The organism is Burkholderia sp. TSV86, assembly GCF_001522865.1.
Classification (GTDB): Bacteria; Pseudomonadota; Gammaproteobacteria; order Burkholderiales; family Burkholderiaceae; genus Burkholderia.
This window is the reverse complement of record NZ_LOWB01000103.1, coordinates 129,667-149,525: the sequence shown is the minus strand read 5'-3', so window position 1 is coordinate 149,525 and position 19,859 is coordinate 129,667. Positions and strand designations below refer to the sequence as shown.

Below are 19,859 nucleotides of genomic sequence, written 5' to 3'. Positions count from 1 at the left end.
CAAACCGCGGCGTGATGCACGGCGCTGCACTGCCGCGCACCGGACGCGCCGGCTGCGGGCGCACGCTTTGCCGTGCGGTGCGCCGTCATGCGGCAGTGCGCCGCACGCCGCCGCCCGCCCTGCGCCGCATAGCGCGCCGCCCCGCGCAGATCCAGGCCGGCGGGCCGAATGCACGCGGCCGGCATCGCCCTCGCGCGGCCGTGGAAATCCGCGCGAACGGGCACGCCGATACGCGCGGCGACCGGCTCGACATCAGATCAAGGCAAAATAGAGGTTTTGCGCCGCCTGGCTCGGATGGACGAGAGGCTGGAGCGGGCCGAACCTAGGCCCGCCGCCGGCGGACCCGGTTCGTTCCGGGGCTGGCGCAATAGCCCGCCACCGGCGGGCCCAATGGAGTTTTTTTCCGATGACCGAACCGAACATTTCATTTGCCGGCAGGCTGTCACTTGCCTTCGGCCTATTCTTTTCCGTACTCGGCGATCGCGCGCTCGCGAGCCGCGCCCGCCGGCTGCGCGACGGCGAAGCCGACGCCGCCGCGCCCGTTTCCGCCGCCGCGCCCGTCACGCCCGCTCAACCCGCCGCCGCGCCTGCGCCCGCCGATATCGCGCAAGCCAGCCCGGACACCGCGCTGCAACTGCTTGCGCTGCTGCAGCGCGACGCGCGCCTGATCGATTTCGTCGAGGAAGACATCTCCGGTTACGCCGACGCGGATATCGGCGCCGCGGCGCGCCTGGTCCATGACGGCTGCCGCAAGGCGCTGCGCGAGCACTTCACGATCCGCCCGGTGCGTGACGAGGCCGAAGGCACGCGCGTGACGATCCCCGAAGGGTTCGACGCCGCCGCGATCCGCCTGACCGGCAACGTCGTCGGCACGCCGCCGTTTCACGGCAGCATCGGCCATCGCGGCTGGCGCGTCGACGCGGTGCGGCTGCCCAAGCTCAACAAGGGACACGATGCGACGATCATCGCGCCGGCGGAGGTGGAACTGTGAGCGAGCCGCGTTATTCGATCGGCATCGACCTGGGCACCACGCATTGCGCGCTGTCTTACGTGGATCTCACGGCCAGCGACGGCGAGAAGACTCACCTCGGCGTGCTGCCGATCACGCAATTGGTCGCGCCGGGCACACTCGAATCGCCGTCTTTGCTGCCGTCGTTTCTGTATCTGCCGCACCCGAACGAGCTTGCGCCGGGCGATCTCGCGCTGCCGTGGGCGGCCGAGCGCGATTTCGCGGTCGGCGAGCTGGCGCGCAGCCGCGGCGCGGGCACGCCGATTCGTCTCGTGTCGAGCGCGAAGAGCTGGCTGTGCCATCCGGGCGTCGATCGCCGCGCGGGCATCCTGCCGAGCGATGCGCCGCCGGAAGTCGCGCGCGTGTCGCCGCTCGACAGCTCGGTGCGCTATCTGACGCATTTGCGCGATGCGTGGAATCATGCGCATCCCGACGCGCCATTCGATCAACAGGACATCACCGTCACGATCCCCGCGTCGTTCGATCCGGCCGCGCGCGAATTGACCGCCGAGGCCGCGCAGGCGGCGGGCTGCGCGCGCATGACGCTGCTCGAGGAGCCGCAAGCGGCGCTCTATAGCTGGATTCAGCAAAGCGGCGGCGCATGGCGAAAGGAAGTGAGAGTTGGCGACATCATCCTGGTCGTCGACGTCGGCGGCGGCACGACCGACTTGTCGCTGATCGCGGTCGTCGAGCGCGACGGCAACCTCGAGCTGCACCGCGTCGCGGTGGGCGAGCACATCCTGCTCGGCGGCGACAACATGGATCTGGCGTTGGCGCATGTCGTCGCACGCAAGCTGGCCGCGCAAGGCACGCAGGCGGACCCGTGGCAGTTGCGCGCCCTCACCTATGCGTGCCGCGGCGCGAAGGAAACGCTGCTTGGCGATCCGTCGGCGGACGCGGTGCCGCTCGTCGTGCCGAGCCGCGGCTCGAAGCTGATCGGCGGCTCGATTCGCACCGAACTGACCCGCGCCGAGTTGACGCAGACGATTCTGGAGGGCTTCTTCCCGCAAGTCGACGCGGCGGCGCGGCCCATTGCCCGCACGCGCGCGGGCTTGACGCAGCTCGGCCTGCCCTATGCGCAAGACGCGGGCATCACGCGGCACCTCGCGGCGTTCCTCTGCCGCCAGGTCGCCGCGCTCGCGGATCTCGACGGCTCGCAGCACGCGCAGCCCGCGTCGGCAAGCTTTCTGCATCCGAGCGCCGTACTGTTCAACGGCGGCGTGTTCAAGTCGCCGCTGCTCGTCGAGCGCGTGCTCAGCACGCTCAACGGCTGGCTCGCGGCCGAGGGCGCGGCGCCGGCCCGCCTGCTGGGCGGCGCCGATTTCGATCTCGCGGTGGCGCGCGGCGCGGCCTACTACGGTTACGTGAAGCGCGGCAAAGGCGTGCGCATTCGCGGCGGCACGGCGCGCGCGTACTACGTCGCGGTCGAATCGGCGATGCCGGCGGTGCCGGGGCTCGAGCCGCCGATTCAGGCCCTCTGCGTCGCACCGTTCGGCATCGAGGAAGGTTCGGAGGCGGCGCTGCCGCCGCAGGAATTCGGCCTGGTGGTCGGCGAGCCGGTGCAATTCCGGTTTTTCGGCTCGTCGGTGCGCCGCCAGGATCAGGTCGGCACGCTGCTCGATTTCTGGTCTGCCGACGAGTTGCAAGAGCTTGAGCAGATCGAGGCCACGCTGCCGCCCGAAGGACGCACGCCCGGCGAGATTGTGCCGGTCAAGCTGCATGCGCGCGTCACCGAGGCCGGCACGCTCGAACTCGAAGCGGTGCCGAGCGGCACGAACGAACGCTGGAAGGTGGAGTTCGACGTGCGCGGCGGCGCGAACGCCTGAGCGATGAAACCGTTCATCGTCGGCATCGATCTCGGCACGAGCAACACCGTGGTCGCCTATGCCGAGGCGGCGGGCGGCGCGATCCGCGTGTTCGACGTCGAACAGCTCGTCGCGCCGGGCGAAATCGGCGCGCGGCCGCTGCTGCCGTCCGCGCGCTATCACCCGGCGCCGGACGAATTCGCGCCCGGCGCGCTGACGCTGCCGTGGCGCGACGCCGATGCGCACGGCGAAAATGACGCCGCGCGCGGCGCGAACGGCCGCCCGCCCGCCGTGATCGGCACGCTGGCGCGCTCGCTCGGCGCGCAAGTGCCGGGGCGGCTCGTGACCAGTGCGAAAAGCTGGCTGTCGCACGCGGCGGTCGACCGGCTCGCGCCGATTCTGCCGTGGGGCGCGGCCGATGCCGAGCGCAAGGTGTCGCCCGTGGCCGCGAGCGCGAGCTACCTCGCGCATGTGCGCGCAGCGTGGAACCGCCGGTTTCCGCACGCGCCGCTCGAGGATCAGGACGTCGTGCTGACGGTACCCGCGTCGTTCGACGACGGCGCGCGCGCGCTCACGCTCGAAGCCGCGCGGCTTGCGCGGCTGCCCGCGCTGCGTCTGCTGGAGGAGCCGCAGGCGGCGTTCTACGACTGGCTGTATCGGCATCGCGCGACGTTGCGCGAATCGCTCGCGCAAACGCGGCTCGTGCTGGTGTGCGACGTCGGCGGCGGCACCACCGATCTCACGCTGATCAAGGTACGGATCGACGACGGCGAGCCGCAATTGACGCGCATCGGCGTCGGCGATCATCTGATGCTCGGCGGCGACAACATGGATCTCGCGCTCGCGCGTCTCGTCGAGACGCGCATCGCGCAGGACGGCGCGCGCCTGTCGGCGGCGAGTTTGTCGCAGCTCGTCGAGCGGTGCCGCACGGCGAAGGAGCGCCTGCTCGGCGACGAGCCGCCCGATTCGGTCGGCATCACGCTGCTCGGCTCGGGCTCGCGGCTCGTTGGCGGCGCACGCACGGCGCAGTTGAGCCGCGCCGAAGCCGAGCGGATCGTCGTCGACGGGTTTTTCCCGGCCGGCGGCGCGGGCGACCTGCCGCGCCGCTCGCGCGCGGCGCTCGTCGAGTTCGGCTTGCCCTATGCTGCCGATGCGGCCGTTACGCGGCATATCGCGGCGTTCCTGAACCGGCTGGCTGCCCAATCGCGCGATGCGCTCGGCGCGCCGGGCGCATCGGCTGCCGATGCCGCCGCGTGCGCCGACGCGGCGGTGCCGATCCCCGATACGCTGCTGCTCAACGGCGGCGTGTTTCGCTCGAAGACGCTCGCCGGGCGGCTCGCGGACGTGCTCGGCAGCTGGCGCGGCAAGCCGTTGCAGGTGCTGAACAACGACCATCCGGACGTCGCCGTCGCCCGCGGCGCGGTGGCGTATGCGCTTGCCCGCGCAGGGCATGCGCCGCGTATCGGCGGCGGCTCGCCGCGCAGCTACTTTCTCGTGCTCGACGATAACGTCGGCGGCAACGACGGCAACGGCACGCATACGCCGCGCGGCGTATGCGTGCTGCCGCGCGGCACCGACGAGGGCCGCGAGGTGCGCCTCGACGATCGCGTGTTCGCGTTGCAGCTCGGCCAGCCGGTGCGCTTCCATCTTGCGTCGACCGTCGCCGACCGCGCGTGGCGGCCCGGCGAACTCGCGGAGCTGACGGCCGGCGAGTTCGTCCGCCTGCCGCCGGTGGCGGCCGTCGTCGGGCAACGCGACGCGAATCGCGCGCGCGAGCAGCGCGTCAGGCTGACGACTTCACTGACCGAAGTCGGCACGCTCGACATGCACTGCATCGCCACCGACGACCCGTCGCAACGCTGGCACCTCGAATTCCAGCTGCGGCGCGAGCGCGCCGCCGACGCTGATGATGCCTCTTGCGCGCCTGCGGCGGCGCCGCGCGCGCAACTCGACAAGGCGATCGAATTGATCGACCGGTCGTTCGGCGCGCGCCTAGCGAATGTCGAGCGCAAGGAGACCGGGCGGCTACGCACACAGCTCGAACAACTGCTCGGGCCGCGCGAAAGCTGGGACATCGCCATTCTGCGCGAGTTGTTCGGCGCGCTGTGGGAGCGTCACGGCCGGCGCCGGCGCTCGGCGGATCATGAACGCGTCTGGCTGAATCTGGCCGGCTATTGCGTGCGCCCCGGCTTCGGCTATCCGCTCGACGATTGGCGCGTCGCGCAACTCTGGACGCTGTTCGACGACGGCATCCAGTACGTGAACGAAGGCCGCGTCTGGTCGGAATGGTGGACGCTGTGGCGCCGCGCGGCGGGCGGGCTCGACGAGCACGCGCAGCATCAGGTGCTCGATGCAATGGCGTGGCTACAGGACGCGGCACGCGCGAAGCGGCCCAAACTGCCGTTCGATCCGGCGAAGATCGGCGATATGGATATGGTCCGGCTGTCCGCGTCGCTGGAGCGCGTGGCCGTCGATCGCAAGATCGATCTCGGCGAGCGCCTGCTCGCGCGGCTGCAACGGCCGGCCGAAAACTCCCAGTGCTGGTGGGCGATCGGTCGCATCGGCGCGCGGCGTCCTCTGTACGGCAGCGCGCACGGCGTCGTGCCGCCCGAGGTCGCGAGCCGCTGGCTGGACGCGATCCTCGCGCTCGATTGGAGGAAGGTCGAGCCCGCCGCGTTCGCCGCCGCGCAGATCGCACGGATGACGGGCGACCGCTCGAGCGACCTGCCGCTCGACACGCGCGACACCGTCGTGCGGCGGCTCGCGGCGGCGAATGCGCCGCAGGCGTGGAGCCGGATGGTGCGCGAGGTCGTGACGCTCGATCACGCGGATACCGGCCGCGCGTTCGGGGAATCGCTGCCGGCGGGGCTGAAGCTGCTCGGGGATTGAGCTGCGTGACGCGCAGGTTGAACTGCGTGCCGGGGTCCGCCATGTCGTAATCGATATCGATGCGCAGGCCGTTGCCGCTTATGCCGGCACTGGCCGCCGTCGCGGTCAGCACCTCCTGCGCATCGCCCGGCGCGGCCGCCATCGCGATCGCTGCCGCCACCGCCGCATTGCCCGGCGTAACGGACGACACACGCACGGCGTAGGCTTCGGTGCTGCCGTTCAAAAAGAATTAGTGAATCGCGTAGCTTGCTTCGCTACGCGCATCGAGGCCGCCGAACTGGCGCTCGAAATCCGCGAAGCTGGACACTGGCACGGCCCGGTCCATCGGTCCCGAGGCGAAGAAATCGACGAACGCGGCAATCGATGTTGCAACGCCAGTGATCGTGCGCACGCCGCTCGAAATCTCCTGCACGTAGACGCCGGGATAGGTGCGGCAACAGGCATCGCACACCTCCATTCGAACTCGGCGGCCCATGCAGCCCACCCTGCGGACGCCGTACAGCGCTGATGGTTCAAGCAGCCAGCCCGGCTTGCCGATGCCGGCCAACGGACAACGGATCGTTACGAAGCGAGCGGATCGATTCGCAAGACAGCGGCCCGTTCGACAAGGCGGCCGGCACTGGCGCGCGCGTCACCCGTCTTCGCGCGGCGATGCGGCGAAGCAGTGAATTGTCGCAACGGGTTACCGAAGCAATTGGGATGACCAGAGGCTCGAGACCGAATGAACGACACGGTCTGTTTCAATGCAGCAACCATCCCATACATGATGGGCCCTTTAAGCAAAACAGCTATCGATCGATGCCGCGGCAGCAACGGTGCGCGGCATGCGGTTTCGAAATTACACTAGGTGGCGGGCTGTGAATAGTCAAGAACGATCTGCCGGGCCGCAGACGTCCATGCGCCGTCAGCGATTCGGCATCGTCGAGCATTCGGATAGTTGGGATGTCGAATCAACTCGCGCTGAATCCGCGGTTACGTATTCAGCGTTTAACTTAATCACGCATCAGCGCTCTGCGCAGGCGCGCCGCGCATGTGCCGGCGCTCAGCTCAATGCGCTTGATCGCGCAGCCGCAGGGTCTGCCTCACGCGCTTGGCGACTAGCACGGTCAAATAATCGCGAATCAATGCGCCCTCGCTGTATTCCGCGAGCGTTTCTTCATACAACCGAAGCACCGCTTCAGCGGGCGTGTGCGTTTCGCAGGCGATTGCCTGAACGATTTCGTCGACGCGGTTCTGGGCCATGTTTGCTCTCGGCGTGGGGAGGGAAACGGACAAAACGGCATGGGCGCGGACGTTCATTAAAAGACAGACAAAATTTCGTGGCCAATTGAATGCGCCTATGAGCGCGCCGCAGGCGTGATGGATGTTCTATTCGAACAAGTCAGACGAAAACGAGCGCAATCGACGCAGGCGCGATGCCCGCCAGATACCCGCCCGTCACACGCATGGCATGCAAGCATCGGGAACAGCGCCGTGCATTCGCCGGCCGTTTGCCGAATCACCCATGCGCCCGCTCAGGTTCCCGCGCGCGTCACCGCGAGGAACAAAAACGGCGGGCGGCGGCACTCCGATTCGAGATCGGGCCGCACCGCCAGCGCTTCGGGTACGGGCGCGGGCTCGCCGAGATGCGTGAGCGTGAAGCCTGCTTTGAGCAGCGTGTTCACGTAGGTCTCGATGCTCCGGTGATACTTGACCACGCCATCGACGAACCAGCGCGTATCGCGCCGCCCCTCCTGCCGGTAGCGATCGACAGGCCAGTGCTGCTTGCGGCCGTCGTCGTCGCGCACCCAGCCGGCGGGATACGCGGTGCAAACCGGATGCTCGACCGAAAACACGAAACGGCCGTTCGAGCGCAGCGCCTCATAAACGCGGGAGACAACGCCCGCGTAATCCTCGACATAGTGCAGCGCAAGTGACGACACGACGAGATCGAACGCGCGCGCAGGCGCATGGTAGGTTTCGATCGAGCGCTGCAAATAGACAATCGCGTGATCGTCGGAGCGCTCGCGCGCGGCCTCGAGCATGCGCGACGAAATGTCGATGGCGGTGACCGACGCCGCGCCGTGGGCCCGCGCGTAGCGGGCGAAATCGCCGAAGCCACAGCCCAGATCGAGCACGGCAAGGCCCGTCAGATCCGGCAGCAGGCGCTTGAGCGCGGGGAACTCGAGCGCGCCGTTCAGGCCGGTGTCGCCCTCCCGCAGCGCGCGATAACCTTCGAAGAAAGAAGCGTCATCGTAGATATTTTGCGGGGCGCGATGGCGCGTGACATGGGGATCGCTGCTCACGATGAACGCTCCTTGACGTTGACGGCAAGTTGACTGCAACCGGCGAAAAGGCCGGCGGAAAACCACTTTCGCCGCGACACCATGGGACGCAAGCGACGCAATCCGGCGCAGCGCCCGGCCAACCGAATTCCGGCTCCGACGGCCAGATTGTATCGCTGTCCGAATGAATTGCGCAGTGCCCGGCAGGCCGCATTTGGGATGCATCGGCAAGCGAGCCGGTTTGCCAAAGCGCGCGCGCTCAAGTAACTTGGACCCTTGCCGCTTGCGATCAGCCATTTTGCCCTGCTTTGCCGCGGCGGGGCGATGCCGTCGCATCCTTTCATCTGCCTTGACAGAATCAACCGGAGTTTCAGTCTGATGAAGATGTCCCGCTTTACCCATTCCCTGCGCGCCGCTGCGGCAGCCGCCGCGCTCGTCTTTGCCGCGAGCGGCGCGCACGCCGCCGACACGGTGACCGTCTCGTCGAAAATCGACACCGAAGGCAGTCTGCTCGGCAATCTGATCGCGCAGGTGCTGAAGGCGCACGGCATCGCCGTCGTCGACAAGATCGGCCTGGGCGCGACGCCGATCGTGCGCAAGGCGCTCACGACCGGCGAAATCGATCTGTATCCCGAATACACCGGCAACGCCGCGTTCTTCTTCAACAAAGCGGGCGATCCCGCGTGGAAAAGCGCGGCGCAAGGCTATGCGCTCGCCAAACAGCTCGACTACGCGGCGAACCGGATCGTCTGGCTCGCGCCCGCGCCCGCGAACAACACGTGGGGCATCGCGGTGCTGAGCACCGTCGCGCACGCGCAGCATGTGAGCACGCTCAGCGATTTCGGCAAATGGGTGAGCACGGGCGGCAAGGTAAAACTCGCGGCATCGGCCGAGTTCGTCAACAGCGCATCCGCGCTGCCGTCGTTCGAAAAAACCTACGGCTTCAAGCTCAAGCCCGAGCAGTTGCTCGTACTGTCGGGCGGCGACACCGCCGCGACGATCAAGGCTGCCGCGCAGCAGACGGACGGCGTGAATGCGGCGATGGTCTACGGCACCGACGGCGGCATCACGGCAACCGGCCTGAGCGTGCTCGACGACGACAAGCACGTGCAGCCTGTCTACGCGCCCGCGCCGATCATCCGCGAGGCCGTGCTCAAAGCGCATCCGCAGATCGCCGACTATCTGCGCCCCGTATTCGCGAGCCTCGATCTGAAGACGCTGCAAACGCTCAATGCACGGATTCAGATCAACGGCGAGCCGGCCGCGGGCGTCGCCGCGAGCTATCTGAAAGCGAAAGGCTTCGTCAAATGACGGACCGCACGGCGGGCGCGGGCGGCCTGCCAGCTTCCGCGCCCGCACCGGACGGCGCCCGCGCGCCGCGTATCAGAATCGACAAAGTTGGCGTGCTGATCGCCGCGCTCGTCGCCATAGCCGCGTTCGCCGAGCCGTTCGTCACGTGGCGCGCGAACCGGATCGTCGGGGGCAAGGGGCTCGCGCTCGGCGCGGTGTTCCCCGCTCCCGCTTCGTGCGCGCTCGCCACGCTATGGGCCGCGGCCGCGGCATTCGCGCTCGTGCGCAGCCCGAGCGCCTGGCGCGCGACCGCCGGCGCCGCGCTCGTCGTCGTGTTGTGCATCGCGCTCGGCGCCGCGCCCGCTTATCTCGTCACGCCCGATACGCCGCTCGCGCGCGTATCACCCGCGGCGGGCGCGTGGCTGTTACTGTTCGCATTCGCGGTGCTGATCGCCGATGCGCTCGCGCGCATCGCGCTGCCGCCGGGCAAACGGCTCGCCGCGCTCGGCGCCGCTGTCGCGGCGAGCGTCGCGTTCGTGTTAAGCGGCGCGTGGGACGGGCTGTCCGTGATGCAGGAGTATGCGGTACGCGCGGACACTTTCCGCAACGAAGCCGTCAGGCACCTGGAACTCGTCGCCGGCTCGGTCGCCGCGGCAATCGCGTTCGGCGTGCCGCTCGGCATCGGCTGCGCGCGCTCGCCCACGCTGCAGCGCGCGCTGCTGCCGCTGCTGAACGTCGTGCAGACGATCCCGAGCATCGCGTTGTACGGACTCCTGATGGCACCGCTCGCGCTCGTTGCCGCGCGCGTGCCGCTTGCGGCCAGGCTCGGCGTCTCCGGCATCGGCGTGACGCCCGCGCTGATCGCGCTGTTCCTGTATGCGCTGCTGCCGATCGTATCGAGCGTCGTCGTCGGCATCGCGCAGGTGCCGCCCGCGGTCGTCGAAGCCGCGCGCGCGATGGGGATGACGGACCGCGAGCGGCTCGTCTCGGTCGAGTTGCCGCTTGCGCTGCCGGTGATGCTGTCCGGCGTGCGGATCGTGCTGGTGCAGAACATCGGGCTTGCCGCAGTGGCCGCGCTGATCGGCGGCGGCGGCTTCGGCACCTTCATTTTTCAGGGAATCGGCCAGTCGGCCACCGATCTCGTCTTGCTCGGCGCGCTGCCGACGATCGCGCTCGCGCTCGTCTCGGCCGTGTTGTTCGAAGCGATGACCGAACTCGCGAAAGGAGCGCGCCGATGATCGAAATCGAACGCGTGAGCCGGTATTTCGACGAGCCCGCCGGCGGGCATCGCCCTGTCGTCGCGCTCGATGACGTGTCGCTGAGCGTCGCGCGCGGCACCGTGACCGCGCTCGTCGGCGCATCCGGCAGCGGCAAATCGACGCTGTTGCGCACAATCAACCGCCTGATCGTGCCGACGAGCGGCGCGATTCGCGTCGACGGCGTCGACACCGCGAGCGTGCCGGTCGAAACGCTGCGGCGCGGCATCGGCTACGCGATCCAGGGCCACGGGCTGTTTCCGCACTGGACAGTCGAGCGCAACATCGCGACGGTGCCGCGTCTGCTCGGCTGGCAGGCGCCGCGCATCGACGCGCGGGTGCGCGAATTGCTCGAACTGTTCGAACTCGACTACACGACCTACGCGAAAAAGCTCCCCCATCAGCTATCGGGCGGCCAGCAGCAGCGCGTCGGCGTCGCGCGCGCGCTCGCTGCCGAGCCGGCGATCCTGCTGATGGACGAACCGTTCGGCGCGCTCGATCCGATCATCCGCAACAAGGCGCAGGACGATCTGATTGCACTGCAACGGCGGCTTGGGATCACCATCGTCATCGTCACGCACGACATCGACGAAGCGCTGCGCCTCGGCGACCAAATCGCCGTGATGGATGCCGGACGCATCCTGCAAGCCGGCTCGCCCGCCGAGATTCTCGGGCGGCCAAGACCAGGCGTCGTCGAGCGGCTCGTCGCTGGAGTCGACCGGCCGCTGCGGCGGCTGTCGCTCATGCGCGTGGACGAGCTTGCCGAGCCGGGCGACGCGCCCGGCGAGCCGATCGCGCCCACGCTCAGCCTGCGCGATGCGATTTCCGAGCTGCTGTGGCGCGGCGCGAACGCGCTGCCGGTGCGCAGCGCCCACGGCGCGCCCGCCACGCGGATCACGCTTGCCGCAATCACGGCCCAAGCGAAGCGGCCCGAATGATGCGCTCGACGCCCGCCCTCGCCGCGCGACGCCGGATCGGCGCGGCTGCGTTTCGTATTGCCGTGCGCATTGCCGCGCTGGCGCTGCTCGCCGTGCTGCTGCGGCGGCCGGACTGGCTCGAGCCGCTGTTCGCGCCGTTCGCCGACAACGGCGCGCCCGTGATCTACCGGCGCGCGAGCCTGCTCGATCTGACGCTCGCGCATCTGGCGACCGTCGCGGCGGCAAGCGCTGCGGGCGCGGCGCTTGCGCTCGCGGCGGGGATCTTCGTCACGCGGCGCGCCGGCGCGGAATTTCTGCCGGTCGCGCGCAGCGTCGTGCATATCGGTCAGACGTTTCCCCCCGTGGCCGTGCTCGCGCTCGCGGTGCCCGCCGTCGGCTTCGGCATGACGCCGGTGCTGATCGCGCTGGTGTTATACGGATTGCTGCCGGTTTTCGAAAGCACGATCGCGGGCTTGTCGGAAGTGCCCGCGGATGCGATCGACGCCGCGCGCGGCATGGGCATGAACGCGCTGCAACGGCTCATGTGGATCGAGCTGCCGCTTGCATTTCCGGTGATCCTGAACGGCATCCGGCTTGCGGTCGTGATCAATCTGGGCACCGCGACGATCGGCTCGAGCGTCGCGGCCAAGGGGCTCGGCGACGTGATCATCGCCGGGCTGCAAACGTCGAACACCGCGTTTGTCTTGCAAGGCGGCCTGGTCGTCGCGCTGCTCGCGGTGCTGATCTACGACGCCCTCGGCGCGGCAGGCCGCCGGATCGCGCCCGCCGCCGTGGGGCAACGCGACGGCGGCGGCAAATAACGTCGACACGATTGCTGCCATGGCCGCCGACGTCCCGCCGACGCGCCTGCAGCGGCAATCGCCATCACGGCGCTCGTTAGTCATTGGCATCGCTGTGATGCCAGCCGAACGGCCGGCGCGGCGCGCCGATTCAGTGATGGCTGCCGAAACCCGCCCCGCGATTTTTCCGTCATAGCACGAATCCCGCCTCCCGCATCGACCTTTATCGATTTCTTGATCGATAACATAGATCCCCCTCCGACTCGTTTCCCGCCGGCCCGGAATCGGGAAGAATCAAAACAATGAAAGCGAGTTTGAAGAGCAATCGATGCGGCTTTACATCGAAAACATCCTGCCGACGATCACGCGCGATGCATTGCGGGAATTCATTTTCAAATATACGAAAAAACACTGCGGCGACATTCGGTTCGTCGCACCGTCGGCGTCGTCATCCAATGCATTGATCGAGATCAACGGCATCGGCAGTTTCGAACTCGCGCAAATGCGCTGCCGTTTGCATGGCATGTATTGGAAAGGACGCCGAATCGCCCTCTGGACTTTCGCGTTCTGGGATTTCAGCGACGCCGCCGATTTACGGCGTCGAAGCGACAGGCCGCCGCCGTCGCCAGGAGCATACCGATGACGACATTGCGCTGATAACGCCCGAATGCGCCCGAGCATGCCCGGCACGGCACGCTCTTCACCGCCGCGCGCTCTGCCCGATCACCGCCGCAAACCGCCGATCACGCGCTTCGCGCCGCATGCGAAGCCGCGAGGGCCGCGTGCGTGCCGCGACCGGATGCGAGCGCCGATCCTCGAGGAAAAATCATGACCGAAACAACCCATACCGAAGCGGTACCCAACACCGTCGAGCAGCCCGCCGCGCGCAAATTGCGGCTCGGCGCGCTGACCGCACTCGTCGTCGGCTCGATGATCGGTGGCGGCATCTTCTCGTTGCCGCAGAACATGGCCGCCGCGGCCGGCGCGGGCGCGGTGCTGATCGGCTGGGCGATTACCGCGGCCGGCATGCTCGCGCTCGCGTTCGTGTTCCAGACGCTCGCGAACCGCAAGCCGCAGCTCGACGGCGGCGTCTATGCGTATGCGAAAGCGGGTTTCGGCGACTATATGGGCTTCTCGTCCGCCTGGGGTTACTGGATCAGCGCGTGGCTCGGCAACGTCGGCTACTTCGTGCTGCTGTTCTCGACGCTCGGCTATTTCTTCCCGGTCTTCGGCCAAGGCAATACGCCGGTGGCAATCGCGTGCGCATCCGTGCTGCTGTGGGCCGTGCATGCGCTCGTGCTGCGTGGGATCAAGGAAGCGGCGTTCGTTAATCTCGTGACGACCATCGCGAAAATCGTGCCGCTCGCGGTGTTCGTGCTGATCTGCTTGTTCGCGTTCAAGCTCGATGTGTTCAGCGCCGATATCTGGGGCCACGCCAATGCGTCGCTCGGCTCGGTGGCGAACCAAGTGCGCGGCACGATGCTCGTGACGGTTTGGGTATTCATCGGCATCGAGGGCGCAAGCATCTTCTCGGCGCGCGCGCAACGGCGCAGCGACGTCGGCCGCGCGACCGTGATCGGTTTCGTCGGCGTGCTGCTCGTGCTGGTGCTCGTCAACGTGCTGTCGCTCGGCATCATGACCCAGCCCGAGCTGGCCAAGCTGCAGAACCCGTCGATGGCGGCCGTGCTCGAACACGTGGTGGGCCACTGGGGAGCGGTTCTGATCAGCGTCGGCTTGGTGATTTCGCTGGCGGGCGCGCTGCTGTCATGGGTACTGCTGTGCGCCGAGATCCTGTTCTCGGCCGCGCAGGATCACACGATGCCCGCGTTTTTGCGCCGCGAGAACGCGAACCACGTGCCGGCGAACGCGCTCTGGATCACGAACGCCATGGTGCAGGTGTTCCTGTTCGTCACGCTCTTCTCCCAAAGCACCTATTTGTCGCTGATCTATCTGTCGACGTCGATGATTCTCGTCCCGTATTTCTGGTCGGCTGCCTATGCGCTGCTTCTGACCGTTCGCGGCGAAACCTATACGCGAGGCGCGCGGGAGCGCCGCAACGACGCGTTCGTCGCCGCGCTCGCCGTGATGTATGCGGCGTGGCTGTTGTATGCGGGCGGCATCAAGTATCTGCTGCTGTCGGCGCTTTTGTATGCGCCGGGTGCGTTCTTCTTCGCGAAGGCCAAGCGCGAGGTCGGCCAGCCGGTCTTCACGCCGCTCGAGAAACTCATTTTCGCCGCGGTCGTTGCCGCCGCCGCGCTGGCGGCCTACGCACTCGAACGCGGTCTCCTCACCCTTTGAGTCATCTTTGAACCAGGAGGTATCCGATATGACCCAAGCCACCCATGCCCCTGAAGTCGGCGTCCATTCCGAGGTCGGCAAGCTGCGCACGGTGCTCGTCAGCTCGCCCGGTCTCGCGCATCAGCGCCTGACGCCGAGCAATTGCGACGAACTGCTGTTCGACGACGTGATGTGGGTCAATCAGGCAAAGCGCGACCATTTCGATTTCGTGTCGAAGATGCGCGAGCGCGGCGTCGAAGTGCTCGAAATGCACAATCTGCTGACCGAGACCGTCACCAATCCGGTCGCACTCAAGTGGATTCTCGATCGCAAGATCACCGCCGACAGCGTCGGCATCGGCCTCGTCGACGACGTGCGCGCGTGGCTGGAAAGCCTCGAGCCGCGCGCGCTCGCCGAATTCCTGATCGGTGGAGTCGCCGCGAGCGACATCACCGGCCGCGACGATTCGAAGGCGCTGGCGCTGTTTCGCGGCTATCTCGGCCGGTCGTCGTTCGTGTTGCCGCCGCTGCCGAACATGATGTTTACGCGCGACACGTCGTGCTGGATCTATCGCGGCGTCACGCTCAATCCGATGCACTGGCCCGCGCGCCGCCAGGAAACGCTGCTCGTCGCAGCGGTCTACAAGTTCCACCCGCATTTCGCCGATTCACAGTTCGACATCTGGTATGGCGATCCTGACCGCGATCACGGGATGGCAACGCTCGAAGGCGGCGACGTGATGCCGCTTGGCCGCGGCATCGTGCTCGTCGGCATGGGCGAGCGCACGTCGCAGCAGGCGATCGGCCAGCTCGCGCGAGCGCTGTTCGACAAAGGCGCGGCCGAGCGCGTGATTGTCGCCGGGCTGCCCAGCTCGCGCGCGTCGATGCATCTCGACACGGTATTCAGCTTCTGCGACCGCGATCTCGTCACGGTGTTTCCCGACGTCGTCGAGCGTATCGTGCCGTTCATGTTGCGCCCGGACGATCGCGCATGCGGCGGCATCGACATCGTGCGCGAGGAGCGGCCGTTCGTCGAGGTCGTCGCGCAAGCGCTCGGCCTGAAAACGCTGCGCACCGTCGAGACGGGCGGCAACGAGTTCGCCGCCGAGCGCGAGCAATGGGACGACGGCAACAACATGGTCTGCATCGAGCCCGGCGTCGTGGTCGGGTACGACCGCAACACCTACACGAACACGCTGCTGCGCAAGGCGGGCGTCGAGGTGATCACGATCGGCTCGAGTGAACTCGGCCGCGGACGCGGCGGCGGCCATTGCATGACCTGCCCTGTCCTGCGCGACCCGGTCGACTACTGAGCGCCTGATGCGTGCGGTTTCGCCGCACGCATTTCCAATCATTCACGGAGAAATTCGATGGGCTTCAATCTGCACAACCGCCATCTGCTGAGTCTTGTTCATCACAGCCCGCGCGAGCTGCGCTATCTGCTGGATCTCGCCCGCGACCTGAAGCGCGCGAAATATAGCGGCACCGAGCAGCCGCATCTTGCCCGCAAGAACATCGCACTGATCTTCGAGAAAACCTCGACCCGCACGCGCTGCGCATTCGAGGTGGCCGCGCACGATCAAGGCGCGAACGTCACCTACATCGATCCGGTGTCATCGCAGATCGGCCATAAGGAAAGCATGAAGGACACCGCGCGCGTGCTCGGCCGGATGTACGACGCGATCGAGTATCGCGGCTTTGCGCAGGAGACGGTCGAGGAGCTGGCGAAATACGCGGGCGTGCCGGTCTTCAACGGGCTGACCGACGAATATCACCCGACGCAAATGCTCGCGGACGTGCTGACGATGCACGAGCACAGCGACAAGCCGCTGCACGACATCCGCTACGCGTATCTCGGCGACGCGCACAACAACATGGGCAACTCGTTGTTGCTGATCGGTGCGAAGCTCGGGATGGACGTGCGCATCGGCGCGCCGAAATCGCTGTGGCCGGCCGCCGAATTCGTCGAGCAATGCAATGCGTTCGCCGCCGAAAGCGGCGCGCGGATCACGCTGACCGAAGACCCTTACGACGCGGTCAAGGGCGTCGATTTCATTCATACCGACGTATGGGTATCGATGGGCGAGCCGGTCGATGCATGGGACGAGCGGATCGCCGCGCTGCTGCCCTATCAGGTGAATCGTCAGTTGATCGAATCGACCGGCAATCCGCGCACGTGCTTCATGCATTGCCTGCCCGCGTTTCACAACTGCGACACGAAGATCGGCAAGCAGATCGCCGAGCGTTATGCGCAGCTGAAAAACGGCATCGAGGTGACGGACGACGTATTCGAATCGCCCCGTTGTATCGCATTCGAGCAGGCCGAAAACCGGATGCACACGATCAAGGCGGTACTCGTCGCGACACTCGGGGACATTTGAGTCGGTCACGCGGCGGCGCTTTGCCGTTGGCTTTTTAAGAATCGAGGAGAAACACGATGCGTATCGTCATCGCACTGGGCGGCAATGCGCTGTTGCAGCGCAATCAGCCGATGACCGAAGCCCACCAGCGGCAGAACGTGAGGACCGCGGCCGAGCAGATCGCACAAATCGCCCCCGGCAACGAACTGGTGATCGCGCACGGCAATGGGCCGCAGGTGGGGCTGCTTGCGCTGCAAAGCGCCGCGTATGCGGACGTCGAGCCGTATCCGCTCGATGTGCTCGGCGCCCAGACGGAAGGGATGATCGGTTATCTGATCGAGCAGGAAATGGGCAATCTGCTGCCGCCCGACGTACCGTTCGCGACGCTTCTCACGCAGGTCGAGGTCGATCCGGACGATCCGGCGTTCGCGCATCCGACCAAGCCGATCGGCCCCGTTTATTCGCGCGACGAGGCCGAGCGCCTCGCGCACGAGCACGGCTGGCACATCGCGCCCGATGGCGAACAGTTCCGCCGCGTCGTGCCGAGCCCGAAGCCTCGGCGCATCTTCGAGATCCGCCCGATCAAGTGGCTGCTTGAGCAAGGCGCGATCGTGATCTGTGCGGGCGGCGGCGGCATTCCGACGCATTACGACGCAAACCGCAAGCTCTGTGGCGTCGAGGCCGTGATCGACAAGGATCTGTGCGCGTCGCTGCTCGCGCGCGAACTGCAAGCGGATCTGCTCGTGATCGCGACGGATGTCGACGGCGCCTACGTCGACTGGGGCAAGCCGACGCAAGCGCGCATCGACGCCGCGCACCCGGATGCGCTCGAAGCGTTCGGCTTCGCCGCCGGGTCGATGGGACCAAAGGTTGCAGCAGCCATCGAGTTTGCGGCGCAGACTGGCCGTGACGCGGTGATCGGCGCATTGTCGGATATCGTCGCGATTGTGGACGGCCGGGCAGGCACCCGTGTCAGCAGCCGCGTGCACGGGATGCGTTGCCGCCCGCCGCGATAGCGGGCGCGGGCATCGCGCTGGTGTTCATGCGCGGGCGCATCGAGGACGACTTGCGTCGCGGCACGCTGCACGAAGTGCTGCCCGGTGCGTACCGCACGCTGCCGCCGATGCGGCTTTACTACGCGAACAGCAAGCATGTCCCGCCGAAGCTGCTCGCGTTCATCACGGTACTGCGCGAGCATGCGGCTGCGCCCAAACCGCGTTGACGGCAACGTAACGCATCCGTGCCAGACAGGTTGCCGGGAAAGACCGGCCGTGTGCAGACGGCCGAGGCACATATGCCGCGCAGGCGCTGGACCGGGGTGCCGCAACAGTGCGATCGCTGCGGTCCGCCGCTCGAATTCAACCGGTCATTCGACTAACCTTCCGTGCGCGCCGCGCACGTCGCCTTCACGCCGCCCGCATGGCTAGACGCCGCTCTCCGCACACACCCACAGCGCCACAAAACGCCACGCGATTCGTCGGAACGGCAACGGCACACGCAGCCCAGTTCCGGCACCCGGCGGCTTCAACCGGGCCTCGAATGCCCCGACTCTTGAAGACCAAGCAACAATGCGCGGGATCAGCTACATTGATGTACGCGCATCGGCCTGTTCTCCCGACGGGCCGGCGGCGCCCCCGTCTGGTTTCTTCGAACGAGTGAAATCCACCCATGTCCGATCTTTCCGCCTTCCCGATTACGCAGAAATGGCCCGCCCAACACCCGGATCGCCTTCAGCTCTATTCACTGCCAACGCCGAACGGCGTCAAGGTATCGATCTTGTTGGAAGAGACCGGCCTGCCTTACGAGCCTCATCTGGTGCGCTTCGACACGAACGACCAGATGTCCCCCGCCTTTCTGTCGCTGAACCCGAACAATAAGATTCCCGCGATCATCGATCCCCATGGCCCGGGCGGCAAGCCACTTGCATTGTTCGAGTCGGGCGCGATCCTGCTCTATCTCGCAGACAAGACCGGGCAATTCATTCCGGCCGATCCGGCGCGCCGTTACGAGACGATCCAGTGGCTGATGTTCCAGATGGCGGGCATCGGCCCAATGTTCGGACAGGTCGGGTTCTTTCACAAATTCGCCGGTCGCGAATACGAAGACAAGCGCCCACTCAATCGCTATGTCGACGAGGCAAAGCGCTTGCTGCGCGTGCTCGACGGCCGCCTCGCGGACCGCGCGTGGATCATGGGCGATGCATACACGATCGCCGATATCGCGACGTTCCCGTGGGTGCGCAATCTGATCGGTTTTTATGAGGCGCGCGAGCTGGTCGAGTTCGATCGCTATGCGCATGTCGCACGCGCGCTCGATGCATTTGTTGCTCGCCCCGCAGTCGCGCGCGGACTGAATATCCCGGCGCGCACGTAAAGCCGCCTCGCGCGAACGGCGCGCATGCCCGTTCGCGCATTTGGGTCATTTGCTGATATCCCCGCCGCCTTCCATTCGACCACGATCCGCGCATGAATAGGCAATCCATAGGATTAATCCGAATATACAGCCGGATAAGCCAATTTACGCAACCCCAACAATTCAATCGACCAAAATACGGATCGAGTATTAATCCACATTGATCAATTGAAAATCCGAATGGCCGGCTGATATAACGCGCCGGCATCGTAATTCAGTCAAATAACCAGAACATATAGCGCATTCCCAACGCGGCATCGCTAGACGGGATCCGATTCCACTCGTCATTCAGCGGATACACACTATTTTTCGGCAAAAAATCAACGTGTCCGCTTCACCGCTTTTCTGATGCTCAACACCGTTCCTGCGATCCTTTCAGTTTGTGTGTCAACGAACTTTCATTCATGAAATTTTTTGTTATTTTTCGTAATCGAGTCCAACCCGGCTCGACACGGAAATTCGACGCGTGCCACGCTTTATTTCTATCTACTCACCACCGCCATCAAAATGCGGTGGATTTGCCGCGATACCCGTGGCATATGCATACAAAAATGATTCGAACTGCAAATTGGTTGCGGATC

Annotated in this window: 15 protein-coding genes and 1 pseudogene; 13 read left to right on the top strand and 3 right to left on the bottom strand. The window is 66.4% G+C overall.

Translation table 11 applies throughout. From position 1 onward, the window contains the following. Window positions 1–406 precede the first annotated feature (406 nt). Genes WS68_RS17930 through WS68_RS17920 form a run of 3 tightly spaced genes read left to right on the top strand, consistent with a single transcriptional unit; the run spans window position 407 to window position 5,703 of the window. On the top strand, window positions 407–991 hold the full coding sequence (locus tag WS68_RS17930) for a DUF2760 domain-containing protein (RefSeq protein ID WP_059572062.1): 585 nt from the start codon (window positions 407–409) through the stop codon (window positions 989–991). After that, entirely contained in the window at window positions 988–2,835 is a 1,848-nt protein-coding gene (locus WS68_RS17925) for an Hsp70 family protein (RefSeq protein WP_059572061.1), read from the top strand. The genes WS68_RS17930 and WS68_RS17925 overlap by 4 nt, the downstream gene beginning before the upstream one ends. Before the next feature lie 3 nt (window positions 2,836–2,838). Beyond that, window positions 2,839–5,703 carry an Hsp70 family protein gene (locus tag WS68_RS17920; RefSeq protein WP_059572060.1) on the top strand — a complete coding sequence of 955 codons (2,865 nt, stop codon included), beginning with the start codon at window positions 2,839–2,841 and terminating at the stop codon, window positions 5,701–5,703. A gap of 229 nt (window positions 5,704–5,932) precedes the next feature. On the opposite strand, the gene WS68_RS17915 is transcribed toward WS68_RS17920, so the two are convergent. The 3 genes from WS68_RS17915 to WS68_RS17905 form a co-directional block, all read right to left on the bottom strand. Next, a complete protein-coding gene (locus WS68_RS17915; RefSeq protein WP_197419636.1) occupies window positions 5,933–6,250 on the bottom strand; it encodes a hypothetical protein in 318 nt (105 codons plus the stop codon). A 500-nt stretch (window positions 6,251–6,750) separates the two neighbouring features. Next, on the bottom strand, window positions 6,751–6,945 hold the full coding sequence (locus WS68_RS17910) for a DUF3562 domain-containing protein (protein ID WP_059572058.1): 195 nt from the start codon (window positions 6,943–6,945) through the stop codon (window positions 6,751–6,753). A 272-nt stretch (window positions 6,946–7,217) separates the two neighbouring features. Then, the gene (locus WS68_RS17905; RefSeq protein ID WP_059572057.1) at window positions 7,218–7,988 is read right to left on the bottom strand and encodes a class I SAM-dependent methyltransferase; all 771 of its coding nucleotides are present in this window, start codon (window positions 7,986–7,988) and stop codon (window positions 7,218–7,220) included. A gap of 357 nt (window positions 7,989–8,345) precedes the next feature. On the opposite strand from WS68_RS17905, the gene osmF reads away from it, so the two are divergent. From osmF to WS68_RS17850, 10 genes and pseudogenes are all read left to right on the top strand, one after another. Next, on the top strand, window positions 8,346–9,278 hold the full coding sequence (osmF, locus tag WS68_RS17900; RefSeq protein ID WP_059572084.1) for a glycine betaine ABC transporter substrate-binding protein OsmF: 933 nt from the start codon (window positions 8,346–8,348) through the stop codon (window positions 9,276–9,278). Continuing rightward, window positions 9,275–10,495, top strand: a complete 1,221-nt coding sequence (locus WS68_RS17895; protein ID WP_059572056.1) for an ABC transporter permease — start codon at window positions 9,275–9,277, stop codon at window positions 10,493–10,495. Before osmF ends, WS68_RS17895 begins: the two co-directional genes overlap by 4 nt. Continuing rightward, a complete protein-coding gene (locus tag WS68_RS17890; RefSeq protein WP_059572055.1) occupies window positions 10,492–11,451 on the top strand; it encodes an ABC transporter ATP-binding protein in 960 nt (319 codons plus the stop codon). Before WS68_RS17895 ends, WS68_RS17890 begins: the two co-directional genes overlap by 4 nt. Further along, window positions 11,451–12,251, top strand: coding sequence for an ABC transporter permease (locus tag WS68_RS17885; protein WP_059572085.1), 801 nt, complete (start codon window positions 11,451–11,453; stop codon window positions 12,249–12,251). The genes WS68_RS17890 and WS68_RS17885 overlap by 1 nt, the downstream gene beginning before the upstream one ends. An 807-nt stretch (window positions 12,252–13,058) precedes the next feature. Next, window positions 13,059–14,528 (top strand): arginine-ornithine antiporter, encoded by a 1,470-nt coding sequence (gene arcD / locus WS68_RS17875; RefSeq protein ID WP_059572054.1) that lies wholly within the window; start codon window positions 13,059–13,061, stop codon window positions 14,526–14,528. 28 nt (window positions 14,529–14,556) lie between these two features. Beyond that, window positions 14,557–15,819, top strand: a complete 1,263-nt coding sequence (arcA, locus tag WS68_RS17870) for an arginine deiminase (RefSeq protein WP_059572053.1) — start codon at window positions 14,557–14,559, stop codon at window positions 15,817–15,819. Window positions 15,820–15,876: 57 nt separating this feature from the next. Further along, a complete protein-coding gene (locus WS68_RS17865; protein ID WP_059572052.1) occupies window positions 15,877–16,887 on the top strand; it encodes an ornithine carbamoyltransferase in 1,011 nt (336 codons plus the stop codon). A gap of 56 nt (window positions 16,888–16,943) precedes the next feature. After that, on the top strand, window positions 16,944–17,882 hold the full coding sequence (arcC, locus tag WS68_RS17860; protein ID WP_059572051.1) for a carbamate kinase: 939 nt from the start codon (window positions 16,944–16,946) through the stop codon (window positions 17,880–17,882). Beyond that, window positions 17,861–18,088 (top strand): annotated as a pseudogene (locus tag WS68_RS17855) (LysR family transcriptional regulator); the annotation flags it as partial. The gene arcC and the pseudogene WS68_RS17855, both read left to right, overlap by 22 nt. Window positions 18,089–18,534: 446 nt before the next feature. After that, window positions 18,535–19,239 (top strand): glutathione S-transferase N-terminal domain-containing protein, encoded by a 705-nt coding sequence (locus WS68_RS17850; protein WP_059572049.1) that lies wholly within the window; start codon window positions 18,535–18,537, stop codon window positions 19,237–19,239. Window positions 19,240–19,859 lie beyond the last annotated feature (620 nt).